This window comes from Nonomuraea sp. NPDC049480 (genome assembly GCF_044465905.1).
Classification (GTDB): domain Bacteria; phylum Actinomycetota; class Actinomycetes; order Streptosporangiales; family Streptosporangiaceae; genus Nonomuraea.
Genome location: NZ_JBITMD010000010.1, coordinates 163151 through 181804, shown reverse-complemented (window position 1 = coordinate 181804; position 18654 = coordinate 163151). Strand labels below are relative to the sequence as shown.

The following is an 18654-nucleotide window of genomic DNA, read 5'->3' as shown; positions in this document are numbered from 1 at the left end:
CGTGAGGACCCCAGCCGCACGATCATCCAGGTGTGCCGGAAATCACCGCATCCGGGCCGAACAAACCAGCCCTCCGCAGGGTCCAAGCTTTTACATGAAGCACGCCACGGGCGGGTTTAGGATGCACCCTATTGCCACGAGGGGGAGGAATTTTCGCATGGGTTCCCGTATGTCGAGTATCGCGCGCCTGACCGGGGCCGCGGCCGCGGCCGGCGTGGTGGCCGCCGCGATCGCGCTGCCCGCGGTCGGAGGCACGGGAGCGATGTTCGTCTCGGCATCGGAGGAGCTCGGCATCAAACCCGAGGAGCTCAAGGAGCCCCCGCTGGCGGAGCGTACGACCGTGGTGGACGCCAAGGGCAACGAGATCGCGTGGTTCTACGAGGAGTACCGCGAGAACGTCTCGCTCGACCAGGTGGCCGAGATCATGAAGACGGCCATCATCTCCATCGAGGACTACCGCTTCTACGAGCACGGCGCGATCGACATCGAGGGCACCATCCGCGCCCTGGCCAAGAACCTCAGCACGGGCCGGACCGCCCAGGGCGGTTCGTCCATCACCCAGCAGTACGTCAAGCAGGTGATGCTCAACTCGGCGACCACCGACAAGGAGCGGAACGCCGCGCTCGAGGCCAGCTACGCGCGCAAGCTCAAGGAGCTGCGCTACGCGATGGCGATCGAGGACAAGTACACCAAGGACCAGATCCTGGAGAAGTACCTCAACATCGCCTACTTCGGCGCCGGCGCCTACGGGGTGGAGGCGGCGGCCAAGCGTTTCTTCGGGGTCCCCGCGTCCAAGTTGAGCCTCGCGCAGGCGGCGACGCTGGCGGGCGCCGTGCAGGACCCCAACGCGACCGACCCCAACCTGGGCAAGAAGTCCCGGGAGCGGCTGCTCAGCCGGCGCAACGTGGTGCTCGACAGGATGGCCGAGCTGAAGAAGATCACGCCTGAGGAGGCCGCCGAGGCCAAGGCCAAGAAGCTCGGCTACAAGGGCACAGAGATCCCGGGCGGCTGCATCGACAGCAAATATCCGTACTTCTGCGTGTACGTACGCAACGAGGTCCTGACCAACCCGGTCTTCGCCAAGACCGCCGCGGCCAGGGAGCAATTCCTCGAGCGGGGCGGCCTGGAGATCAGGACCACGCTCGACCCGAAGATGCAGAAGGCCGCCGAGCAGGCCATCAAGAAGTACGTGTTCGCCTCGGACAACCCGGTCGCCTCCGAGGCGCTGGTCCAGCCGGGCACGGGCCAGATCAAGGCCATGGCCTCCAGCCGGAAGTACGGCACCAAGAAGCGCAAGAACGAGATGTCGTACAACATCGTCGCCAACGCGAAGCACGGCGGCGGCACCGGTTTCCAGGCGGGTTCGACGTTCAAGACCTTCACCCTGCTCACCGCGCTGGACGAGGGCATGAAGATCAACGATGGGATCTCCGTCGGCAGCGGCTATCGCGCCCCCTACTACTCCTCGTTCAAGAACTGCAAGGGCGAGAACATCGGCGACCCCAGCCACACCGTCACCAATGCCGAAGGGGGCGGCGGCGGCTTCAAGTCGCTGGCCACCGGCACCTGGGGCTCGGTGAACACCTTCTTCGTCGCCCTGGAGCAGAGGGTGGGCCTGTGCGACGTGGTCAAGACGGCCAAGTCGCTGGGCATCGAGCGCTCCGACGGACTTCCCCTGACGGAGTTCGAGACGTTCACGCTCGGCACCAACGAGATGGACCCGGTGACGGTGGCCAACGCCTACGCCGCGATCGGCGCACGCGGCAAGTACTGCGCGCCGATGGCCATCACCTCGATCAAGGAACGCGACGGCAAGGTCCGCAACTACAAGCCGGACTGCAAGCAGAAGCTCGACCCCGAGGTCGCGGACGCCGCGTCGAGCATCCTGTCCGGAGTGTTCACCAGGGGCACGATGCGCGGCGTCGGCGGCATCGGCCGCCCGGCCGCCGGCAAGACCGGCACCACGGACGAGCAGTCCAGCGCCTGGTTCGCCGGGTACACCCCGGACCTGGCGGGCGCGGTCAGCATCGGTGACCCGCGCGGCGCCAACAACCACAAGCTCAACTACGTCACCATCGGCGGCCGCTACTACTCCAACGTCTTCGGCGCCTCGATTCCCGGGCCGATCTGGAAGGACACCATGCTGGCCGCGCTGAAGGGCGTCCCGCCGACGGACTTCACGCCGGTGAACAGCGCCCGGTTCGGCGGCTGCGGCCAGAGCTGCCAGCCCGTGCAGCCGGACCCGGAGCCGGTGCAGCCGGACGAGGGCGAGGACGACGGCATCGACATCGAGCTCCCCGAGCTGGGCGACTGATCGGTAAGAGGTATTTTCAAACCGTCGGATACGACAAATCGGACATGGAAATATGGCGGTGATCACCACCCGGCACAAAAACCTCTGAGGGTTACCAACGCCACTAGCTCCGCAAATTCGGTTTGCGTCCGCACAATGGGACGCACTCGGAGCAAAGGCCCTATTAACAACGGCGAAACATTGGTAACGTGGGAGCGCTCCCAGGATCTTTTCCGCGAGGTGCTCCATGACCGAGCAGCCCACACTGGCACAGGTGGCGGCCGCTGCAGGGGTTTCCCCCGCGACCGCATCAAGAGTCCTCACGGGCTCAGTGCGGGTCAGTACCTCGACCCGCCGCCAAGTCTACGACGCCGTCTCCCGCATGGGTTACGTCCGCCACCGGGCGCCCAGGGGAACGGCTGCCAAGACCACGGCCGACGGCGTCACGGCCGTGATCTGTGATCACCTTCCCCGTCTCTTCTCCGATCCCTACTACGCCAGGCTCCTGTCCGCCGCGGGCGGTGTGATCGCCGAGCACGGCACCCACCTGATGGTCACGACCGTGACCCCGACGTCGTCGACCCTTCCCGCGCTGTCCGGCGCGGTGCTCATCATCGGCGCGAGAGAACGCCACCCTCTGGCGATCAAACTGTCCACCTCGGGTGTCCCGGTCCGCAACATCGGCCGCCCGCCCCACGACCTCAAGCTCCCGTACGCCGACGTCGACAACTTCGACGGCGGTCGTCAGGCGGCCGAGCACCTTCTCCTCACGGGCCGCCGCAACGTGGCCGCCATCGGCGGCCCACCGTCCCTGCCCGCCGCCCGCGACCGGCTGGACGGGCTGGTACGCACCCTGCAGGCGGCCGGCGCGCCCGACGTGCCGGTGGCCTACGGCGACTTCACGGCCGCCTCGGGCACCCACGCCATGCAGTGGCTGTTACGTCATGCCCCAGGGCTGGACGCCGTGTTCGTCGCCTCCGACCTGATGGCGGCGGGCGCGATCCAGGCGCTGCGCAGGGCCGGGCGCAAGGTGCCCGCGGACGTCGCGGTGATCGGGTTCGATGACGCCCCGGTCGCCAAGCACACCGCCCCCGCGCTCACCACGATCCGCCAGCCCGTCGAGGAGCTCGCCACGGTCGCCACCCGGCTGCTCCTGTCGGGGGCCGCGGGGATCGATCCCGTCCTCCCCACGGAACTGGTCGTCCGTGAGTCGGCTTGAGCCTGGGGATGTGCTGGCTCGGCGGTATCTGCTGCTGGATCCGCTGGCCAGAGGGGGCATGTCGGTCATCTGGCGTGCCTTCGACCAGTCACTGCACCGGATGATCGCGGTCAAGGTGCTCACCGCGTCGCTGCACGCCGACCACGGCGAGCGGGTCAGCGTACGCAGCGAGGCCCGCGCCGCCGCCAGGTTCATCCATCCCGACTCCATCGAGATCTACGACTACGGCGAGACCGTCACCACGAACGGCGGTGTCGCGGCCTACGTCGTGATGCCGCTGCTCGACGGCACGCCGCTGGCCGAGCGCATCGAGTCGGGCCCGCTGCCGTGGACCGAGGCGGCGGGCATCGCGTTGCGGCTGGCGCGCGTCCTCATGGCCGGGCACGCCCGCGGGCTCGTCCACCGGGACGTCACGGCCGAGAACGTGCTGCTCACCGCGGACGGGCCCAAGCTGCTCGACTTCGGCATCGCGGCCTGGGCGGGCGACCCGGAGGACGACCGGGGCACACCGCCCTACGTCGCCCCCGAGCGCCTGCTCGGCGCGCCCACCCATCCCGCGGTCGACGTCTACGCCCTGGGCGTGCTGCTGCACACCATGCTCACGGGCCGGACGCCGTACCCGGAGACCACGTGGGAGGAGATCGAGGCGGCCTGCCGGACCTCTCCTCCGCCGCGGGTCCCAGGGGTGCCGCACGCCGTCGCCTCACTCTGCCAGCGTTGCCTGGCGCACCGGCCGGAGGAGCGGCCGGGGGCGTCGGACATCGTCGCCGAGCTGACCTCCGCGCTGGGCACGGCGACGCTGGGCCGGCACGTCAGACGCGGATTGACGGTCGCGGGGTCCGCCGCGATCGCGCTCTCCGCGTTGCTGTGGTTCCAGCAGACGGGACTCCAGCAGCAGGCGCTGCAGCGGCAGGCGGACAAGACCGTGGCCAAGCCGTCGCCCTCCGCCACGGCCCGGTTCATCGAGAGCTCGCCGTCCGCGGTGAGCACCGTCGAGCAGGCCGTGGCCGGTTTCACCACCGCGCTGGTGGCCAGGACGCCGTGCGGCGCCACCGACGCGGACGTCGTGCTCGACCTCAAGCAGGTCCTGCAGGCGACCGTGATACCCCGGGGCCCGTACGAGTCCTCGACGGCCGACGTGCGCCAGAAGCTCTCCGACCGCCTGCGGGAGGGCCGGCTGGAGCCGGCCTGCAAGAGCGAGCTGGAGGCCAAGCTCGACGACATCGAGGCCGCGCTCGGGCGAGATTGACGGAGGGGTACGGCAGCACCAGCCGTACCCCTCCTTCGCGCGGCGCGTACCCCTCGCAAAGTACGCCCGCGCGAGCCTCATGCGCAGGTGTAGCCGCTGGGCACCTGCGTGTTCCCGTTCGGCCTGCTCGCCTGGAAGCCGAAGCTGGTCGAAGCGTTCGGCGCCAGGGCGCCGTTGTGGCCGAGGTTCCTGACCGTGACCGTGGAGCCGCTGACCGTGAGGCTCGCGTTCCACGAGCCGGTGATCGTGTGCCCGGCCGGCAGCGTGAACGTCACGGCTTCGCTCCTCGGGAAGTTCCGACTGGTGGGAGCGCTCCCAATAGTGCCATCAACGGAGTGGCAAGACCAAGATCTGCTGAAAGTTTCACCGCGCGTTGTCGAACCCGCGCACCGCGTGATTCAATCGCGCTGGCCGGGCGGGCTGGTCGTGGGCAGGTTTCCTCCGTCGTCAGCGCAAGGGAATCCCCATGAAGTTATTCAAGTCGGCGGCGATCACCGCCGTCATGGTCCTGATCACTAGTGTCTTGATGATCCCGACGCAGGCGCAGGCGCACGGCGTCTCGATGTTCCCGGGCGCCCGCACGTTCCTGTGCTGGCAGGACGGCCTGCGGGACAACGGCCAGATCATCCCCTACAACCCGGCGTGCGCGGCCGCCGTTCAGCAGAGCGGCACGACTCCTCTGTACAACTGGTTCGCGGTGCTGCGCTCCGACGGCGCGGGCCGGACCACCGGATTCATCCCCGACGGGCAGATCTGCAGCGGCGGCACCGGCGGGCCCTACGACTTCTCGGCATACAACGCGGTTCGCTCCGACTGGCCGCTGACCCACTTGACCGCCGGCCGCTCCATCCAGATGCGGCACAGCAACTGGGCCAGGCACCCCGGCGCGTTCAACTACTACATCACCAAGAACGGCTGGAACCCGAACGCGCCACTGAAGTGGTCCGACCTGGAGCCGTTCGGCAGCGTCACCGACCCGCCCGAGACCGGCGGGGCCGGCGGGCTCAACTACTACTACTGGAACGCCCAGCTCCCGTCCGGCAAGACCGGCCGGCACATCATCTTCACGCACTGGATCCGCTCGGACAGCAACGAGAACTTCTACAGCTGCTCCGACGTCGTCTTCGACGGCGGCAACGGCGAGGTCACCGGTGTCGGTCCCAACGGCGGACAGTCACCCGACCCGACGATCACGCCGACGCCGACCGGCGCCTGCACGGCGACGTGGAAGGCCACCGACACCGGCTGGGCCGGCCACTTCCAGGGCGAGGTGACCGTGCGCAACACCGGCACCAGCTCGCTCGGCGGCTGGACGGTCAAGTGGACCTACAGCGGCGGGCAGGGATTCGAGGGCTCACCGTGGAACGGCGTGGTGAACGGACAGCCACCTAATGTGTCCGTCTCCAACGCCACGCACAACGGACAGCTGGCGCCGAACGCCACGACCACGTTCGGCTTCAACGCCACCGGCTCCGTTCCCAACCCGGCACCTGCCCTGACGTGCACCAGCCCGTGATCAGAACGCGTCGCGGGCTAGTCGCGGCGATCATCACCCTGGCCGGCCTGACCCTGGCCGGGGTGATGTTTTTCGTCGCCAGGCAGCCGTCATCGCAGCTGAAGGAGGATCTCGCCGCCCAGGTGACCAAGATCCTCGAGGAGGCCTCGCCCGGCGAGCACCACGCCCACGGACACGACTTCGACTCGCGCGTGGTGTGCGCCGTGGAGCCGTTCGGGACCGAGCCGCCGAATGCCGCCTCCCTCGTCGAAGTGACCTGGGTGTACGCCCGGCACATGTGCGCGATCACCGGCGAGAGCGACGACTGGGCGGCCTCCGTGCGGGCCGGGGGCCCGATAGCCGTCAAGATCAGCATCCCGCCGCAGATCCGGGTGCCCGAGCCGGGAGCGGGCTATCCGGACCGGGTGAAGCGGCTCATCCCCGAGCGCTATCACGAGCAGGCGTTCAATGAGGAGTTCGAGGACGACGCGCCGATCGAGGCCGCGCGCCAGAGGTTCTCCCAGGCCAAATAGCAGCCCGGACCAAATAGCAGCCGGACAAACGGACGCGGCCGACTGGAGGAATCGGCCGCGTCCGTCCCATCCGGGCGGGGATGGTGTTCATCGGGCAGGGATATGAAGTTGTGGCCTCACCTCCTCATACGCAGCCGACAGCCCCAATGTTCAACAGGGCGTTCAGTTGGCGCACGCGTACCCGGAGGGAAGTGAGGTGTTGCCGTTCGGACGGCCGGCCTGGAACCCGAAGCCGGTGCTCGCGTTGGGCGCCAGCGTGCCGTTGTAGTTCAGGTTCTTGGCCGTCACGGTCTGGCCGCTGACCGTCACCGCGGCGTTCCAGTAGCCGGTGATCGTCTGCCCGGCGGGCAGCGTGAACGTCACCGTCCAGGCGTTCTTGGTCGAGGAGCTGGTGTTGGTGACGGTCACCTGGGCCACGTAGCCGGTGCTCCACTGGCTCTGCGCGGTTCCCGTGGCGGTGCACCCGCCGCCGCTGCCCCCGAGGGTGGTGAAGGGGACCGCCGGCGACCAGGCCGACTGGTTGCCCGCGGCGTCCCTGGCCCGCACGCGCACCTGGTACGGGGTCGACGGCGACAGCCCGGTCAGAGTGATCGAGTTCGTGGCCGTGGCGCCGAGCGACGTGCCGGACGAGGTGGCGACTTCATAGCCGGTGACGCCCACGTTGTCGGTGGAGGCCGCCCAGGTCAGGGTGGCCCCGGACGAGGTGATGTCGGACGCGGTCGGGGTGCCCGGCGTGCTGGGCGGAGTCGGGTCGCTGGTGCCGCCGCCGTAGATCGAGGCCTCCCTGGCGGTGGCGGCGATGCCGTTGGCGCCGTTGAACAGCCGCTGTCCCCAGGAGGTGAGCTGGTTGACGTCGAAGTTGGTGACCTGGTCGAGGTACTCGACACCGCCGCTGTTCCCGCTCCACGACCAGCCCAGGTAGCCGATGCCGCGGCTCACGGCCTGCGCCATGATCGTGTCCTCGTCGGGGTTGCCGTCGGAGTGGTTGTGCCCGAACTCGCCCACGACCAGCGGCAGCCCGGCGGTCCTGAACGCGTCCAGGTACGCGGTGATCTCGGCGGCCGTGTCGAAGACCCCGTACATGTGGACGGAGAAGATCGTGTTCTTGTCGGGGTCGCTGTCGAAGACCGCCCGCGCGTTGTCGCGCATGGTGAACTGCCAGTCCTGGCCCCAGTTGGGCGCGTCCACCATCAACGCGTGGTCGAAGCCGTTGTCACGGAGCCTCTGGATGGCGGCGGTGGTGCGGGCGGCCCAGCCCGGGGTGACGGCGTTGTTGCCGATGGGCTCGTTGCCGATGTTGACGATGATGTAGTCCTCCTGGCCGACCAGGGCGGACTTGACGCTGAGCCAGTAGTCGACGGCCTGGTCGAGGGTGTAGGCGCCGCTCTGCTCGCCGTACCCGGTGGTGTCGTGGTTCTCCAGCACGCAGATGAGCTTGTTCTGCTTGCACAGCGAGACGATGTTGGCGACGTCGTTGACGCCGTTGGCGGGCCAGCGGCCGCCGCTGAGCACGACGCGCACGGTGTTGGCCTTGAGCGACTTGATGTCGGCGAACGCCTTCGTCTGGGTGGTGTACCAGGTGTGCGCGTGACTGGTGCCGCGCATGACGAACTCCTGGCCGTTGCGTTCCAGGATCTTCGTGCCGCTGACGTGGATGCCCACGGCGGCGTTCGCCGGGCCGGCGGGGGTGACGAGCATGACCAGCAGGACGGTCAGCGCGGTGAACACTGATCTCATGGGAGTGCCTTTCCCTGACCGAGAACCCGCCCCCGTGACGGGGGCGGGTTCTCGCTCAGGAGGGGGTGCAGGTGATCGGATCGGGGATGGTCGGGGTGCCGTTCGCGATGAAGCCGAACGTGGCGGTCGCGCCGGCGGCCAGCGCGCCGTTGTAGCTCTCGTTCTTCACCGAGACGCTGGAGCCGGTCTGGGTGTGCTTGCCGCCCCAGAGCTGGCTGATCGTGTTCTGCGAGGTCCAGGCGACCGTCCAGCCGTTGATCGCCGAGGTGCCGGCGTTCTTGACCGTGACTTCGGCCTGGAACGCGCCGCCCCAGCTGCTCGTCACCTTGAACGTGCCCGTGCAGCCGCCCGGGGGCGGCGGCTCGTCCGTCGTGGTGAACGGGGTGCCGTCCGACGGCGCCGAGGTGTTGCCCGCCGCGTCCCTGGCCACCACGGAGGCGGTGTAGGACGAGGCAGGGGTGAGACCGCTCAGGTCGAAGGAAGCGCTCGTGGCCGTGCCTGCCTTGGTGGACCCCAGGTAGACGTCGTAGCCGGTCACGCCCACGTTGTCCGTGGAGGACGACCAGCTCAGCCTGGCGGTGGAGCCTGTGATCGCGGAGACCGCGGGCTTGCCGGGCTTGCTGGGCGCAGTGTCGTCCTCTTCCTCCGGCCCCGGCGGCTCACCCCAGATCTTGGTGGCGCCGCTGTAGAGGGTGATGTCCTGGGTCCGCACCGGCGTCGCACCGGGCGTCGTGGGGATGTTCCGGTACGACCAGTCGTTGGCCGGGTCCCACGTGCCCGCGCTGCTGATCCGGAACTGCACCTCCCTGCGGTGCTGGGACTGCCCGGCCGGGGCGATGGCCTGCCCGGAGCAGTCGATGTTCACGTAGTACGTGCTGCCGCCCGCTGGATGCAGCGTGGGCGCCTTGCACTGCGTGTACGCCGACGACACGCTGATCTGCGAGGCAGTCGTGGAGCCGTCGAGCGTGAAGTAGTAGCGGAACGAGCCGTCGGACAGGACCCTGGCGGGCCAGGCCGACTGGTTGCGGACGATGGCCTTGATCTCGGTGAAGGTGGCGCCCGAGGCGTTCACGCCGGCCTCGACGAAGATCTCGGGGCCGTCCGGGGTCTCCCGCGGCGGGAAGTTCGCCGCCGGCGCGCCTCCGTACTCCTTGTAGAGCCTGGCCAGCGCGCTGGTGAAGCCGGCGTTGTAGTCGGTGGCGACCTCGTTCATGACGTAGTCGTCGCGTTTGTCGGTGTAGGCGTCGTTCGGGTCGGGCGGGCCGCCGACGAGCGCGCCGTACAGGATGTGGCGGGTCTGCTCAGGATTGGTGATCTGGTCCGTCCACGAGCCGTGCGCCGTGCGGTGATGCGGGTTCTTCGGCGGGTTGGCGCCGAACCCGATCACGTACGAGGAGCTGCGCGGGTTGTCGCCGAGCGCGTAGTTGATCTGCCGGACCGCGAAGTCGTGGTAGCGCGTCTTGCGCGTGGCGTCGGTGATCGAGTCGCTGTGCACGAGCGCCGCGAACGCGGTGTTGGCCGCGTACCGCAGCGAGCCCCACCGGTCGAGCACGGCCTGCCCGCCCGGCGAATAGCGCACCTTGGCGCCGTCCACGCCGACCGTCCACCAGTCGAGCCAGCGATTGGCGTCGTCGAGGTAGCGCTGCTTGCCGGTCAGCTTGTGCAGCAGCACGTACGCGCCGTAGGACTTGTCGTCCCAGGCGATCGTCCACTTGTACGACTTGATGCTGGTCTGCGGTTCGCTGCCGAGGTTGTCGTAGCCGGTCTCGGCCTTGGCCAGGTAGGAGGCGTCGTTCGTGGCCCGGTAGAGCCAGATCGCGCCCCACACCAGCTCGTCGTTGAAGCCGCTCCAGGAGTTGTAGTAGCCCTGCGCGTCGGTGATGCACTCGCTGTACTTCTTCCTGACGGTGTCGGCGAAGGAGTAGAGCTGCTTGGCGTGCGTCACCAGGGTGTCGGCATAGGCCGGATTCGTCGGGCGGAAGACGATCGAGGAGGCCGCCATCGCCGCCGCCGTCTCCCCCGCCAGGTCCGACCCGCCGCAGGACGCGTCGATCTTGTACGCGGGCCTCGTCATCGGCATGGCCTCGGCCGGACCCCACCAGGCGTGGTCCGTGCCGCCGTTGCCGACCTGTCCATAAAGGACGTTCGGCGACGGGTGGGCCTTGATGAAGTAGTCGTTGACGAACTTGAGGTTGTTGAGCAGGTGGGTGAGCTGCCCCGAGGACGCGTACGCGTCGCGGTACTCGACCGCGCCCCAGGCCAGCATGGTGGCGGAGAACGCCATCGGGAAGCCGAACTTGACGTGGTCGCCCGCGTCGTACCAGCCGCCCGTGAGGTCCGCGCCGACGTCGTCGCCGTCCTTCATGCCCGAGTCGCCGCGCCAGGAGACGCGGTTCCAGTCGGGCAGCGCGCCCGACTGCTGGGCCTCGTAGAACCACAGCGACTTCTGCAGCGCCTCGCCGTAGGCGAAAGCCGGTGCGGCGGCACGGGCCGCCGGCCCCGCCACCAGGAGTGGCAGGGCCAGCGACACCGCGGCTACGAGTGCTGCCTTTCTCACGGGAAGAGCCGCCCGTACTCGGCGAGCGCGACAGCCACGTCGACCTGCGCCCAGAACCGGTGGTAGTTGAAGGTGGGCGCCGGGCCGGTGCCCTTCAGGAAGGCGTCGACCTTCGGCCAGTCGGGGTCGTCGCGGTAGAACGACCTGATCGAGATGAACGTGGAGTTGGAGTTGATGGCGTCGCCGTTGGGCATCTCGCCGCTCCAGCCCGGAGGCACGTACACCGGGTCGTCGATGCGGTTGTAGTCCTGCTTGGTCTCCGGGACCGACACGCCCTCCTCGTCACGGTGCTGCCACACGGCGTCGAGCAGCGCCTTGGCCGTGTCCCTGGCCTCGGCGTGGTTGGCCCTGGCCGCGTAGTACATCAGCACCTTGGCGTACGCGCCGGCCACGCCCACGTCCTGGGTGTGGTCCACGACGGTCACGCGCAGGTTCGGGTTGGCGGGCGGCATGCCGGTGGTGGCGTTGAAGTCACCGGCCGGCTGTCCGGTCCACCGGAGCGTGGACGGGATCTGGTAGCTGCCGTCAGAGCTGACCGTGGTGTTGTCCAGCGCCCAGGTCACCCACTTGTCGAGGATGGCCTTGGCGTCGGCGTTGCCGGTGACGTTGTAGAGCTCGGCCACCCGCTCCATCGTCCACGCCTGGAAGCCGAACCACTGGTTCGACGGCGGGTCGTGGTAGACCGGCTGCCAGTCGTAGGCCATGCCGTGGAACTTCGGCAGGTTGCTCGGCGGTGCGGAGTAGTTGCCGTTCCAGCTGTTGGTCGCGCCGCCGGCGATGGCGCCCTCGTTGGACTGCAGCCACTTGTAGAACTGCAGCTGGCGGGTCAGGCTGGTGCTCCAGTCGGCCGCGCCGGACGAGCTCTTGGGCCGGAGCTCGGTCACGTTCGACAGCGCCCAGGCCGCGAACGGGTTCTGGTAGCCGGAGTGGTTGTGGCTGGAGCCGATGCGCCAGGCCCATCCGGCGCTGGAGTCGGTCGCGCCGCCCCAGGCGTAGTACCAGTTCAGCAGGTACGCGGCGGAGTCCTTGCCGGTGCCCGCCGGGCAGGACGGGCTCGTGCACCCGGGCCTCTTGAAGTACTTGTCGTACATCGCGTAGCGCAGGTAGTCGCCCATCTTGGCGGCCTTGGCCACGCTCGCGGACACCTCGGAGGCCTTGTTCTGCGCCTTGGCCCAGGTCAGCGCCCAGTAGGCGGCCTGGACGGCCCGCGCGTCGGCGTCGGGGGCGTTGGTGTACTTCCACTGCTTGGCGTAGGAACTGTCCTTGATGAACAGGTCCAGGAAGCCGTTGGTGCCGCCGTGGGCGAAGGTGTCGCAGGACGGCTGCGGGATCGTCTCGAAGACCGACTCCTCCGGGCCGCGCTGGTAGGTGTTGATGTAGGCGGGCTTGGTCGTGCCGTCGCCGCAGCGGCCGAAGCCGTAGGTGTTGTCGACGTCCAGCAGCCAGTGCATGCCGTACATGTCCCGGGTGCCGTAGGCGCTCTGCAGCTCGTTCGCCAGCGGGTCGGCGCCCACGGTGACTCCGGGGTCGATCTGCGACGGGTAGTTGCTGATCTGCAGGTGCTCGGACGCGTACGTGGCCGGCTTCGACGGGTTGTAGAAGGAGTTCGTCGGCTGGTCGGCGGTGGCCGGGATGATGTACTTCTCCATCGACGCCCACGCGTTGTTGAACTTCGACCAGTCGCCGGTGACCTGCCCGTAGACCGCCTCCAGCCACAGGTAGTAGCTGTAGGCCTCGGACGTGGTCTCGTGCCCGTGGTCCGGCGCCTCGACCAGGAACGTCTCGATCGAGTGGTACGGCACGCCCTCGGGCGAGAAGTAGCCGTTGGCCGGGTCGTGGATCTCGTTGTAGAGCTCGACGAAGCGCTGGACGTACGGGTTTTCGCCGCCCACGTCGTCGTCGGCCTCATTGGCGGTGACGTCGACGGGGTCGTAGCCGCCGGCGCTCACCCTGATCACGGCCGAACCACTGGTCGTGTCGGAGTCGTCGGCCGCGTTCAGCTGGAAGCTCTGCGCGGTGTTCCAGTTGGACGGCGTGAAGGTCCTGGTGGTGGGGGTGGCGACGGTGATGTCGGCGTCGCCGCTGACCCGCGCGGCCGTGACGGTCACGTTGGCCGACGGCGCCTGTGACAACTTCACCGTGAAGCTCGCGGACCCCTCCTCCGGCACGGACAGGCTGGTCGGGCTCACCACGAGTGCGGGACCGGAGTCCGGGGAGACCGTGATCCCGACCGGCGGCGAGGTCGTGGTCTTCCCTCCGTTGTCGGTGGCGCGCGCGGTGATCGAGTAGCTGCCGGCCGCCACGTTCTGCCAGCTGTAGTTGTACGGCGCCGAGTTGTCGGTGCCCAGCAGCGTGGTGCCCTGGTAGAAGTCGACCTTGGAGACCGTGCCGTCGGAGTCGGCCGCGTTGGCCGCGATCGGCACGGTCGCCGGGGCGGTGAACGTCTGGCCCGCGGTCGGCGAGGTCAGCGACACGGTGGGCGCGGCGTTCTCGCCGGTGCCGCCGCAGGTGACGCCGTTGACGCTGAATTCGGTGGGGCTCGGGTTGCTGCCCGTCCAGGTGCCCTGGAAGCCGATGTTCGTGGAGGCCCCGGTGGCCAGGTTGCCGTTCCACGGCATGTTCGTCCCGGTCATGGTGGTGCCGGACTGGCTCCAGTTCGCGCCCCAGCCGGTGGGGGTGTACTTCTGTCCGGTGGTCGGGAAGTCAAAGGCAAGGGTCCACGACGTGATGGGGTCGCCGGTGTTCTTCAGCGTGATGCTGGCGGTGAAGCCGCCCTGACCGGAGCCGGTCGTCCACTGGTTGGCGGCGTACGTCACGTCACACGACACGGCGGCCTGGGCCGGGCCTGCCGCAACGGCCGAGGTCACGCCCGCGACGAGGACAAGCGTCGTGGCCACGGCGAGACGCCTCGATAAGCGGGACAAGAGGGAAGGGGGTCTGTGCTTCACGGGGTCTCCATGGGAGTAGGTGTGTGGGAGCGCTCCCAAACGGGATTGTCGGTGCCCTCCGGCATATGTCAACGGAATGGCGGTTCGGTAACCCCCGTGTTTCCTCTCACCAGGCTGCCCGGGATGAAAGTTTCATCGGCGTTCCGGGGCATTCAACGAGCATGCGGGGCGGCGGACACCGCGCAGAAAGGCGGGCTCTGTACAGCGCCCCGACTCCGGCTCACCATGGGAGCGCTCCCAGCCATCTAGCAGCACTGGAGATGATCGCTCGTGAGACTCCAACGCGGCCTTCGCCAATGGGCCGTGACCGTGACCGCCGTGAGTGTCGCGGCCTTAGGGCTCGTCGTCGGCCAGAGCACGGCCGCCAACGCCGCGGTCGCCTGCGACGTGACCTACTCTGCCAACTCGTGGACGAGCAGCCCGGGTCAGGGCGGTTTCACCGCGAACATCACGTTGAAGAACACCGGCGACCCGCTGACCTCCTGGTCGCTGGCCTTCGACTATCCGACCACCGGCCAGAAGTACACCCCCGCCGGCTGGGGCGCGAACTGGAGCCAGTCCGGCGCCACCATGACCGGGACGAACATGCCGTACAACGGCAACCTGGCCACCGGCGCCTCCATCACCATGGGCTTCAACGGCACCTGGTCGGGCACGAACCCGAACCCGACCTCCTTCACCGTCAACGGCACCACCTGCGGCGGCGCTCCCACGACGCCCTCCGTGGTCGTCTCGGCCAGCTCGGTCGCGGTCAACGAGGGCGGCACGGCGACGTTCACCGCCCGGCTTTCGTCCGCGCCGAGCGCCAACGTGACCGTCACCACCGCGCGCACCAGCGGTGACACCGACCTGACCGTCAGTTCCGGCGGCTCGCTGACCTTCACGCCGGGCAACTGGAACACCGCGCAAACCGTCACCCTGGCCGCGGCCCAGGACTCCGACGCCACCGCCGGCACGGCCGCCTTCAGCGTCGGCGGCAACGGCGTCACCGGCGCCACGGTCAACGCCACCGAGGTGGACGACGACGCCGTCCAGGAGCAGTCGATCATCGTGACGCCGACCGCGGTGACCGTGCCCGAGGGCTCCACCGCCACGTACGCGGTGCAGCTGGCCACCCAGCCCACCGGCAACGTGAGCGTCACCTCGACGGCCGGCACCGGCGACACCAACATCACCGTCTCCTCCGGCGGCAACCTCACGTTCAGCACGTCGAACTGGAACACCCCGCAGACGGTGACCCTGGCCGCCGCGCAGGACTCCGACACCGCCAACGGCAGCCGGACGATCAACGTCGCCTCCACCGGGCTGACCTCGCGGACGGTCACCGCCACCGAGGCCGACGACGACGGCGGCACCAACCCGACCCACGCCGAGAACCCGTACGCCGGAGCCACCGGCTACGTGAACCCCAACTGGTCGGCGAAGGCCGCGGCCGAGCCGGGCGGCTCCGCGGTGGCCAACACCTCCACGGCCGTGTGGATGGACCGCATCGCCGCCATCGCGGGCAACTCCTCCGCCATGGGCCTGCGCGCCCATCTGGACGAGGCCGTCAGGCAGGACGCCGCCAACGGCTCCGCCCCGCTGACGATCCAGGTCGTCATCTACAACCTGCCCAACCGTGACTGCTCGGCGCTGGCCTCCAACGGCGAGCTGCTCATCGCCCAGAACGGGTTCAACCGCTACAAGACCGAGTACATCGACCCGATCGCGGCCATCATGCGCGACTCCAAGTACGCCAACCTGCGCATCGTCACGATCATCGAGCCCGACTCGCTGCCGAACCTGGTCACCAACCTCAACGCCTTCGAGAAGTGCCGCGAGGCCAACGGCCCCGGCGGCTATGTCGACGGCGTCCGGTATGCGCTGAACCAGCTGCACGCCATCACCAACGTCTACACCTACATCGACGCCGCCCACCACGCCTGGCTCGGCTGGGACTCGAACTTCCAACCGGCGGTCGACCTCTTCTACAACACCGTCGCCGGCACCACCGCGGGCGTGGACAGCGTGGACGGCTTCATCGTCAACACCGCCAACTACTCGGCCACGACCGAGCCGTACTTCACCGTCAACGGCACGGTGGGCAACCAGCCGATCCGGCAGTCCAACTGGGTGGACTGGAACTGGTACATCGACGAGCGGAGCTTCGCGACGGAGCTGCGTTCGCGGCTGATCAGCAAGGGCTTCCGCTCCGGGCTCGGCATGCTGATCGACACCTCGCGCAACGGCTGGGGCGGCAGCGCCCGCCCGACCGGGCCGAGCACCTCGACGGAGCTGAACCCGTTCGTCGACCAGTCACGTGTCGACCGCCGCATCCACGCCGGCAACTGGTGCAACCAGAGCGGCGCCGGCCTGGGAACGCGGCCCGTGGCCAACCCGGCATCCGGGTTCGACGCCTACGTCTGGATCAAGCCTCCGGGCGAGTCCGACGGCGCCAGCGAGGACATCCCGAACGACGAGGGCAAGAAGTTCGACCGGATGTGCGACCCGACGTACACCGGCAACAACCTCAACAAGTTCAACATGTCGGGTGCGCTGCCCGACGCGCCGCTGTCGGGCCAGTGGTTCTCCGCGCAGTTCCGTCAACTGCTGCAGAACGCCTACCCGCCGATCAACTGAGAGGCGTCCGGCCGGTGAGCGACCCGCCTGACCCGGGTCCGCTCATCGGCCGGGAGGGGCCCGCCTGACCCGGGTCCCTCGGCTCACGGAGGGGTCCGGGCCCTTGCGGCCCGGGCCCCTTCTCCTCATCGCGCCCTGCGCCACTCCGACACGATCTCGTCCACGTCGAACGGCATCAGGTTGAGCGGCGGCCCCGACAGCCCCGTCCTGATCGCCTCACGAATCTTGTGGTTGACGTCCTCGATGATCTGCCGTGCCTCGGCCTCGGACCGGGCCCCGCGCGCCTGGGCCAGCGCCTCCTCCGCCTGCTTGCGCAGCGCCAGCGTGGGCGGCAGCGGCATCGTGAGCCCTTCGCTCTCCACCTTCTGCTTGATCCACCACATGTCGTCGTGCGGCCGGTCGAGCCCCGGAATGGGCTTGCCCGCGCCCGGCAGATCGTCGAACTCGCCGCGCTCCGTCGCCTCGCGGATCTGGCGATCGACCCAGCTCTCGAACGGCATGCCGGGCGGCTTGCGGTCTGTCACATCAGCTCCCATCTCAGGCAAGGTTGTGACTTGGGGCGAGAGGGCCGCGCCAGCCGAGCACGGCCTCGGTCATGCGTACGGACGCGACGGTCGCGGCCACGTCGTGCACCCGGAGGATGCGGGCGCCCTTGAGGATGGAGAGGACGTTGGCGGCGATCGTGCCCTCCTTCCGGTCCCCCTGCGGACGGTCCAGCGTCTCCCCGATGAAGTCCTTGTTGGACAGCGCCACCAGCGTCGGGTAGCCGATCGAGGTGATCTCCTGCAACCGGCGCGTCAGCTCCAGGGAATGGAAGGTGTTCTTGTTGAGGTCGTGCCCGGGATCGATGATGATCTTTTCGGCGGCGATCCCCGCCTTCAGCGCGAACGACACCCGCTCTCGCAGGAAGTCCGCGACCTCGCCGACCACGTCGGCGTAGCTCGGCCGGAAGACACGGCGACCCGGGCCACCGAGACTGTGGGTGACCACCACGGTCACGCCGGCCGCCGCGGCGACCTCGGCGATGCCGGGCTCGCGCAGGCCGTTGGTGTCATTGATGACGTCGGCGCCGGCCTCGATGGCCGCCCGGGCCACCTCGGGCCGGTGGGTGTCCACCGAGATCACGGCGTCCGTGACGGCCCTGACCTCGGCGATGACGGGGGCGACGCGGTCGATCTCCTCCGCCGCGCCGATCTGCACCTGGGCGGCGCTGAAGGCGAACCCGCCGATGTCCACCCAGTCGGCCCCGTCGTCCACGGCCTTCTTGGCCGCCGCCACGGCGCTGTCCAGCGCGTATGTGCGGCCCTGGTCGTGGAAGGAGTTGGGGGTCCGGTTGACGATGGCCATGACGGCGACCTGGCGGTCGAAATCGAACTCCCGCCGCCCGATGCGCCGGACAGGAGAGATGATCCCGGGGGAAAGCTGCGCGCCGCTCACGCCTGTGAGCCTACCTGCGGACTCAGGCGGTGAAGCGGCCAGGCGGATGCCCGCCTGCCGAGACCCTGATGCGCCTCATGCGCCGGCGGGTGCCGAAATCGGGACCCGGCGGCAGCCGCATGGTGAGCCGGACCGTGGTGCCGAGGGGACCGGTGCGGAAGTCGGCCGTGTCGCACAGCCGCCGGATCAGGTAGATCCCTCTCCCGTTGTAGGAGAAGTCGGACGGCCGCGAGTGACCGACGACATACGCGTCCGGGATGCCCGACCCCCGATCGGACGTCTCGGAGCGGATGACGCCGTCCACCGTCCACAGCTTGAGATACCCGTGCCCGCCCGCGTGCTCGACAGCGTTGACGACACTCTCGTGCACGGCCAGGACGAAGTCGTCCAGCCGGCGGCCGCTCAGCCCGCAACTCTCGGCCTGCTCGGCCACCGCGCGACGCAGCTTCGTGACGTCGTGGAGCGTGAAGGGCTGGGTCAACAGGGTGCGCATGGCAGGCTCCTCCAACCTGGCCTGGTCTCGCCGACGCGCAACATCCGTATGCGTGCGAAATTCGCGAAGAGGGA

General features: G+C 68.8%; 13 protein-coding genes. 6 read left to right on the top strand and 7 right to left on the bottom strand.

Features of this window, described 5'->3' with window-relative positions; all coding sequences use genetic code 11:
• Positions 1 to 169: 169 nt before the first annotated feature.
• The 3 genes from ACIBX3_RS28390 (at position 170) to ACIBX3_RS28380 (ending at position 4761) form a co-directional block, all read left to right on the top strand.
• Complete coding sequence (locus ACIBX3_RS28390) at positions 170 to 2314, top strand: transglycosylase domain-containing protein (protein ID WP_397122100.1); 2145 nt, start codon at positions 170 to 172, stop codon at positions 2312 to 2314.
• Between the two features lie 226 nt (positions 2315 to 2540).
• Positions 2541 to 3512 carry a LacI family DNA-binding transcriptional regulator gene (locus tag ACIBX3_RS28385; protein WP_397122098.1) on the top strand — a complete coding sequence of 324 codons (972 nt, stop codon included), beginning with the start codon at positions 2541 to 2543 and terminating at the stop codon, positions 3510 to 3512.
• 10 nt (positions 3513 to 3522) lie between these two features.
• Positions 3523 to 4761 (top strand): serine/threonine-protein kinase, encoded by a 1239-nt coding sequence (locus ACIBX3_RS28380; RefSeq protein ID WP_397122096.1) that lies wholly within the window; start codon positions 3523 to 3525, stop codon positions 4759 to 4761.
• Between the two features lie 77 nt (positions 4762 to 4838).
• Here ACIBX3_RS28380 and ACIBX3_RS28375 read toward each other — a convergent pair whose 3' ends face one another.
• The gene (locus ACIBX3_RS28375; protein WP_397122094.1) at positions 4839 to 5036 is read right to left on the bottom strand and encodes a cellulose binding domain-containing protein; all 198 of its coding nucleotides are present in this window, start codon (positions 5034 to 5036) and stop codon (positions 4839 to 4841) included.
• 191 nt (positions 5037 to 5227) lie between these two features.
• Here ACIBX3_RS28375 and ACIBX3_RS28370 point away from each other — a divergent pair, with 191 nt between their 5' ends.
• Together ACIBX3_RS28370 and ACIBX3_RS28365 are read left to right on the top strand one after the other, a co-directional pair.
• The gene (locus ACIBX3_RS28370; protein WP_397122092.1) at positions 5228 to 6277 is read left to right on the top strand and encodes a lytic polysaccharide monooxygenase; all 1050 of its coding nucleotides are present in this window, start codon (positions 5228 to 5230) and stop codon (positions 6275 to 6277) included.
• Positions 6274 to 6789 (top strand): hypothetical protein, encoded by a 516-nt coding sequence (locus ACIBX3_RS28365; protein ID WP_397122090.1) that lies wholly within the window; start codon positions 6274 to 6276, stop codon positions 6787 to 6789. Before ACIBX3_RS28370 ends, ACIBX3_RS28365 begins: the two co-directional genes overlap by 4 nt.
• A 162-nt stretch (positions 6790 to 6951) precedes the next feature.
• Here the strand turns inward: ACIBX3_RS28365 and ACIBX3_RS28360 are convergent, their stop codons facing one another.
• Genes ACIBX3_RS28360 through ACIBX3_RS28350 form a run of 3 tightly spaced genes read right to left on the bottom strand, consistent with a single transcriptional unit; the run spans position 6952 to position 13980 of the window.
• Entirely contained in the window at positions 6952 to 8526 is a 1575-nt protein-coding gene (locus ACIBX3_RS28360) for a cellulase family glycosylhydrolase (protein WP_397122088.1), read from the bottom strand.
• A 55-nt stretch (positions 8527 to 8581) separates the two neighbouring features.
• Positions 8582 to 11137, bottom strand: coding sequence for a glycoside hydrolase family 9 protein (locus ACIBX3_RS28355; RefSeq protein ID WP_397122555.1), 2556 nt, complete (start codon positions 11135 to 11137; stop codon positions 8582 to 8584).
• On the bottom strand, positions 11080 to 13980 hold the full coding sequence (locus tag ACIBX3_RS28350; protein ID WP_397122086.1) for a glycoside hydrolase family 48 protein: 2901 nt from the start codon (positions 13978 to 13980) through the stop codon (positions 11080 to 11082). Before ACIBX3_RS28350 ends, ACIBX3_RS28355 begins: the two co-directional genes overlap by 58 nt.
• Positions 13981 to 14349: 369 nt before the next feature.
• On the opposite strand from ACIBX3_RS28350, the gene ACIBX3_RS28345 reads away from it, so the two are divergent.
• Positions 14350 to 16650: a glycoside hydrolase family 6 protein gene (locus tag ACIBX3_RS28345; RefSeq protein ID WP_397122084.1), complete on the top strand. Its 2301-nt coding sequence runs from the start codon at positions 14350 to 14352 to the stop codon at positions 16648 to 16650.
• 125 nt (positions 16651 to 16775) lie between these two features.
• Here ACIBX3_RS28345 and ACIBX3_RS28340 read toward each other — a convergent pair whose 3' ends face one another.
• From ACIBX3_RS28340 to ACIBX3_RS28330, 3 genes are read right to left on the bottom strand one after another with little or no spacing between them, the layout of a single operon-like run.
• Positions 16776 to 17174: a DUF1992 domain-containing protein gene (locus ACIBX3_RS28340; protein ID WP_397122083.1), complete on the bottom strand. Its 399-nt coding sequence runs from the start codon at positions 17172 to 17174 to the stop codon at positions 16776 to 16778.
• Positions 17175 to 17187: 13 nt separating this feature from the next.
• Positions 17188 to 18087 (bottom strand): dihydropteroate synthase, encoded by a 900-nt coding sequence (folP, locus tag ACIBX3_RS28335; RefSeq protein WP_397122081.1) that lies wholly within the window; start codon positions 18085 to 18087, stop codon positions 17188 to 17190.
• 22 nt (positions 18088 to 18109) lie between these two features.
• Positions 18110 to 18580 carry an ATP-binding protein gene (locus ACIBX3_RS28330; RefSeq protein ID WP_397122080.1) on the bottom strand — a complete coding sequence of 157 codons (471 nt, stop codon included), beginning with the start codon at positions 18578 to 18580 and terminating at the stop codon, positions 18110 to 18112.
• Between the last annotated feature and the right edge of the window lie 74 nt (positions 18581 to 18654).

Bases quoted from the DNA above. Each gene is read 5' to 3' on its own strand.
- ACIBX3_RS28330 (WP_397122080.1), bottom strand. From the start codon at position 18,580: ATGCGCACCCTGTTGACCCAGCCCTTCACGCTCCACGACGTCACGAAG.
- ACIBX3_RS28390 (WP_397122100.1), top strand. From the start codon at position 170: ATGTCGAGTATCGCGCGCCTGACCGGGGCCGCGGCCGCGGCCGGCGTG.
- ACIBX3_RS28360 (WP_397122088.1), bottom strand. From the start codon at position 8,526: ATGAGATCAGTGTTCACCGCGCTGACCGTCCTGCTGGTCATGCTCGTC.
- ACIBX3_RS28385 (WP_397122098.1), top strand. From the start codon at position 2,541: ATGACCGAGCAGCCCACACTGGCACAGGTGGCGGCCGCTGCAGGGGTT.
- ACIBX3_RS28370 (WP_397122092.1), top strand. From the start codon at position 5,228: ATGAAGTTATTCAAGTCGGCGGCGATCACCGCCGTCATGGTCCTGATC.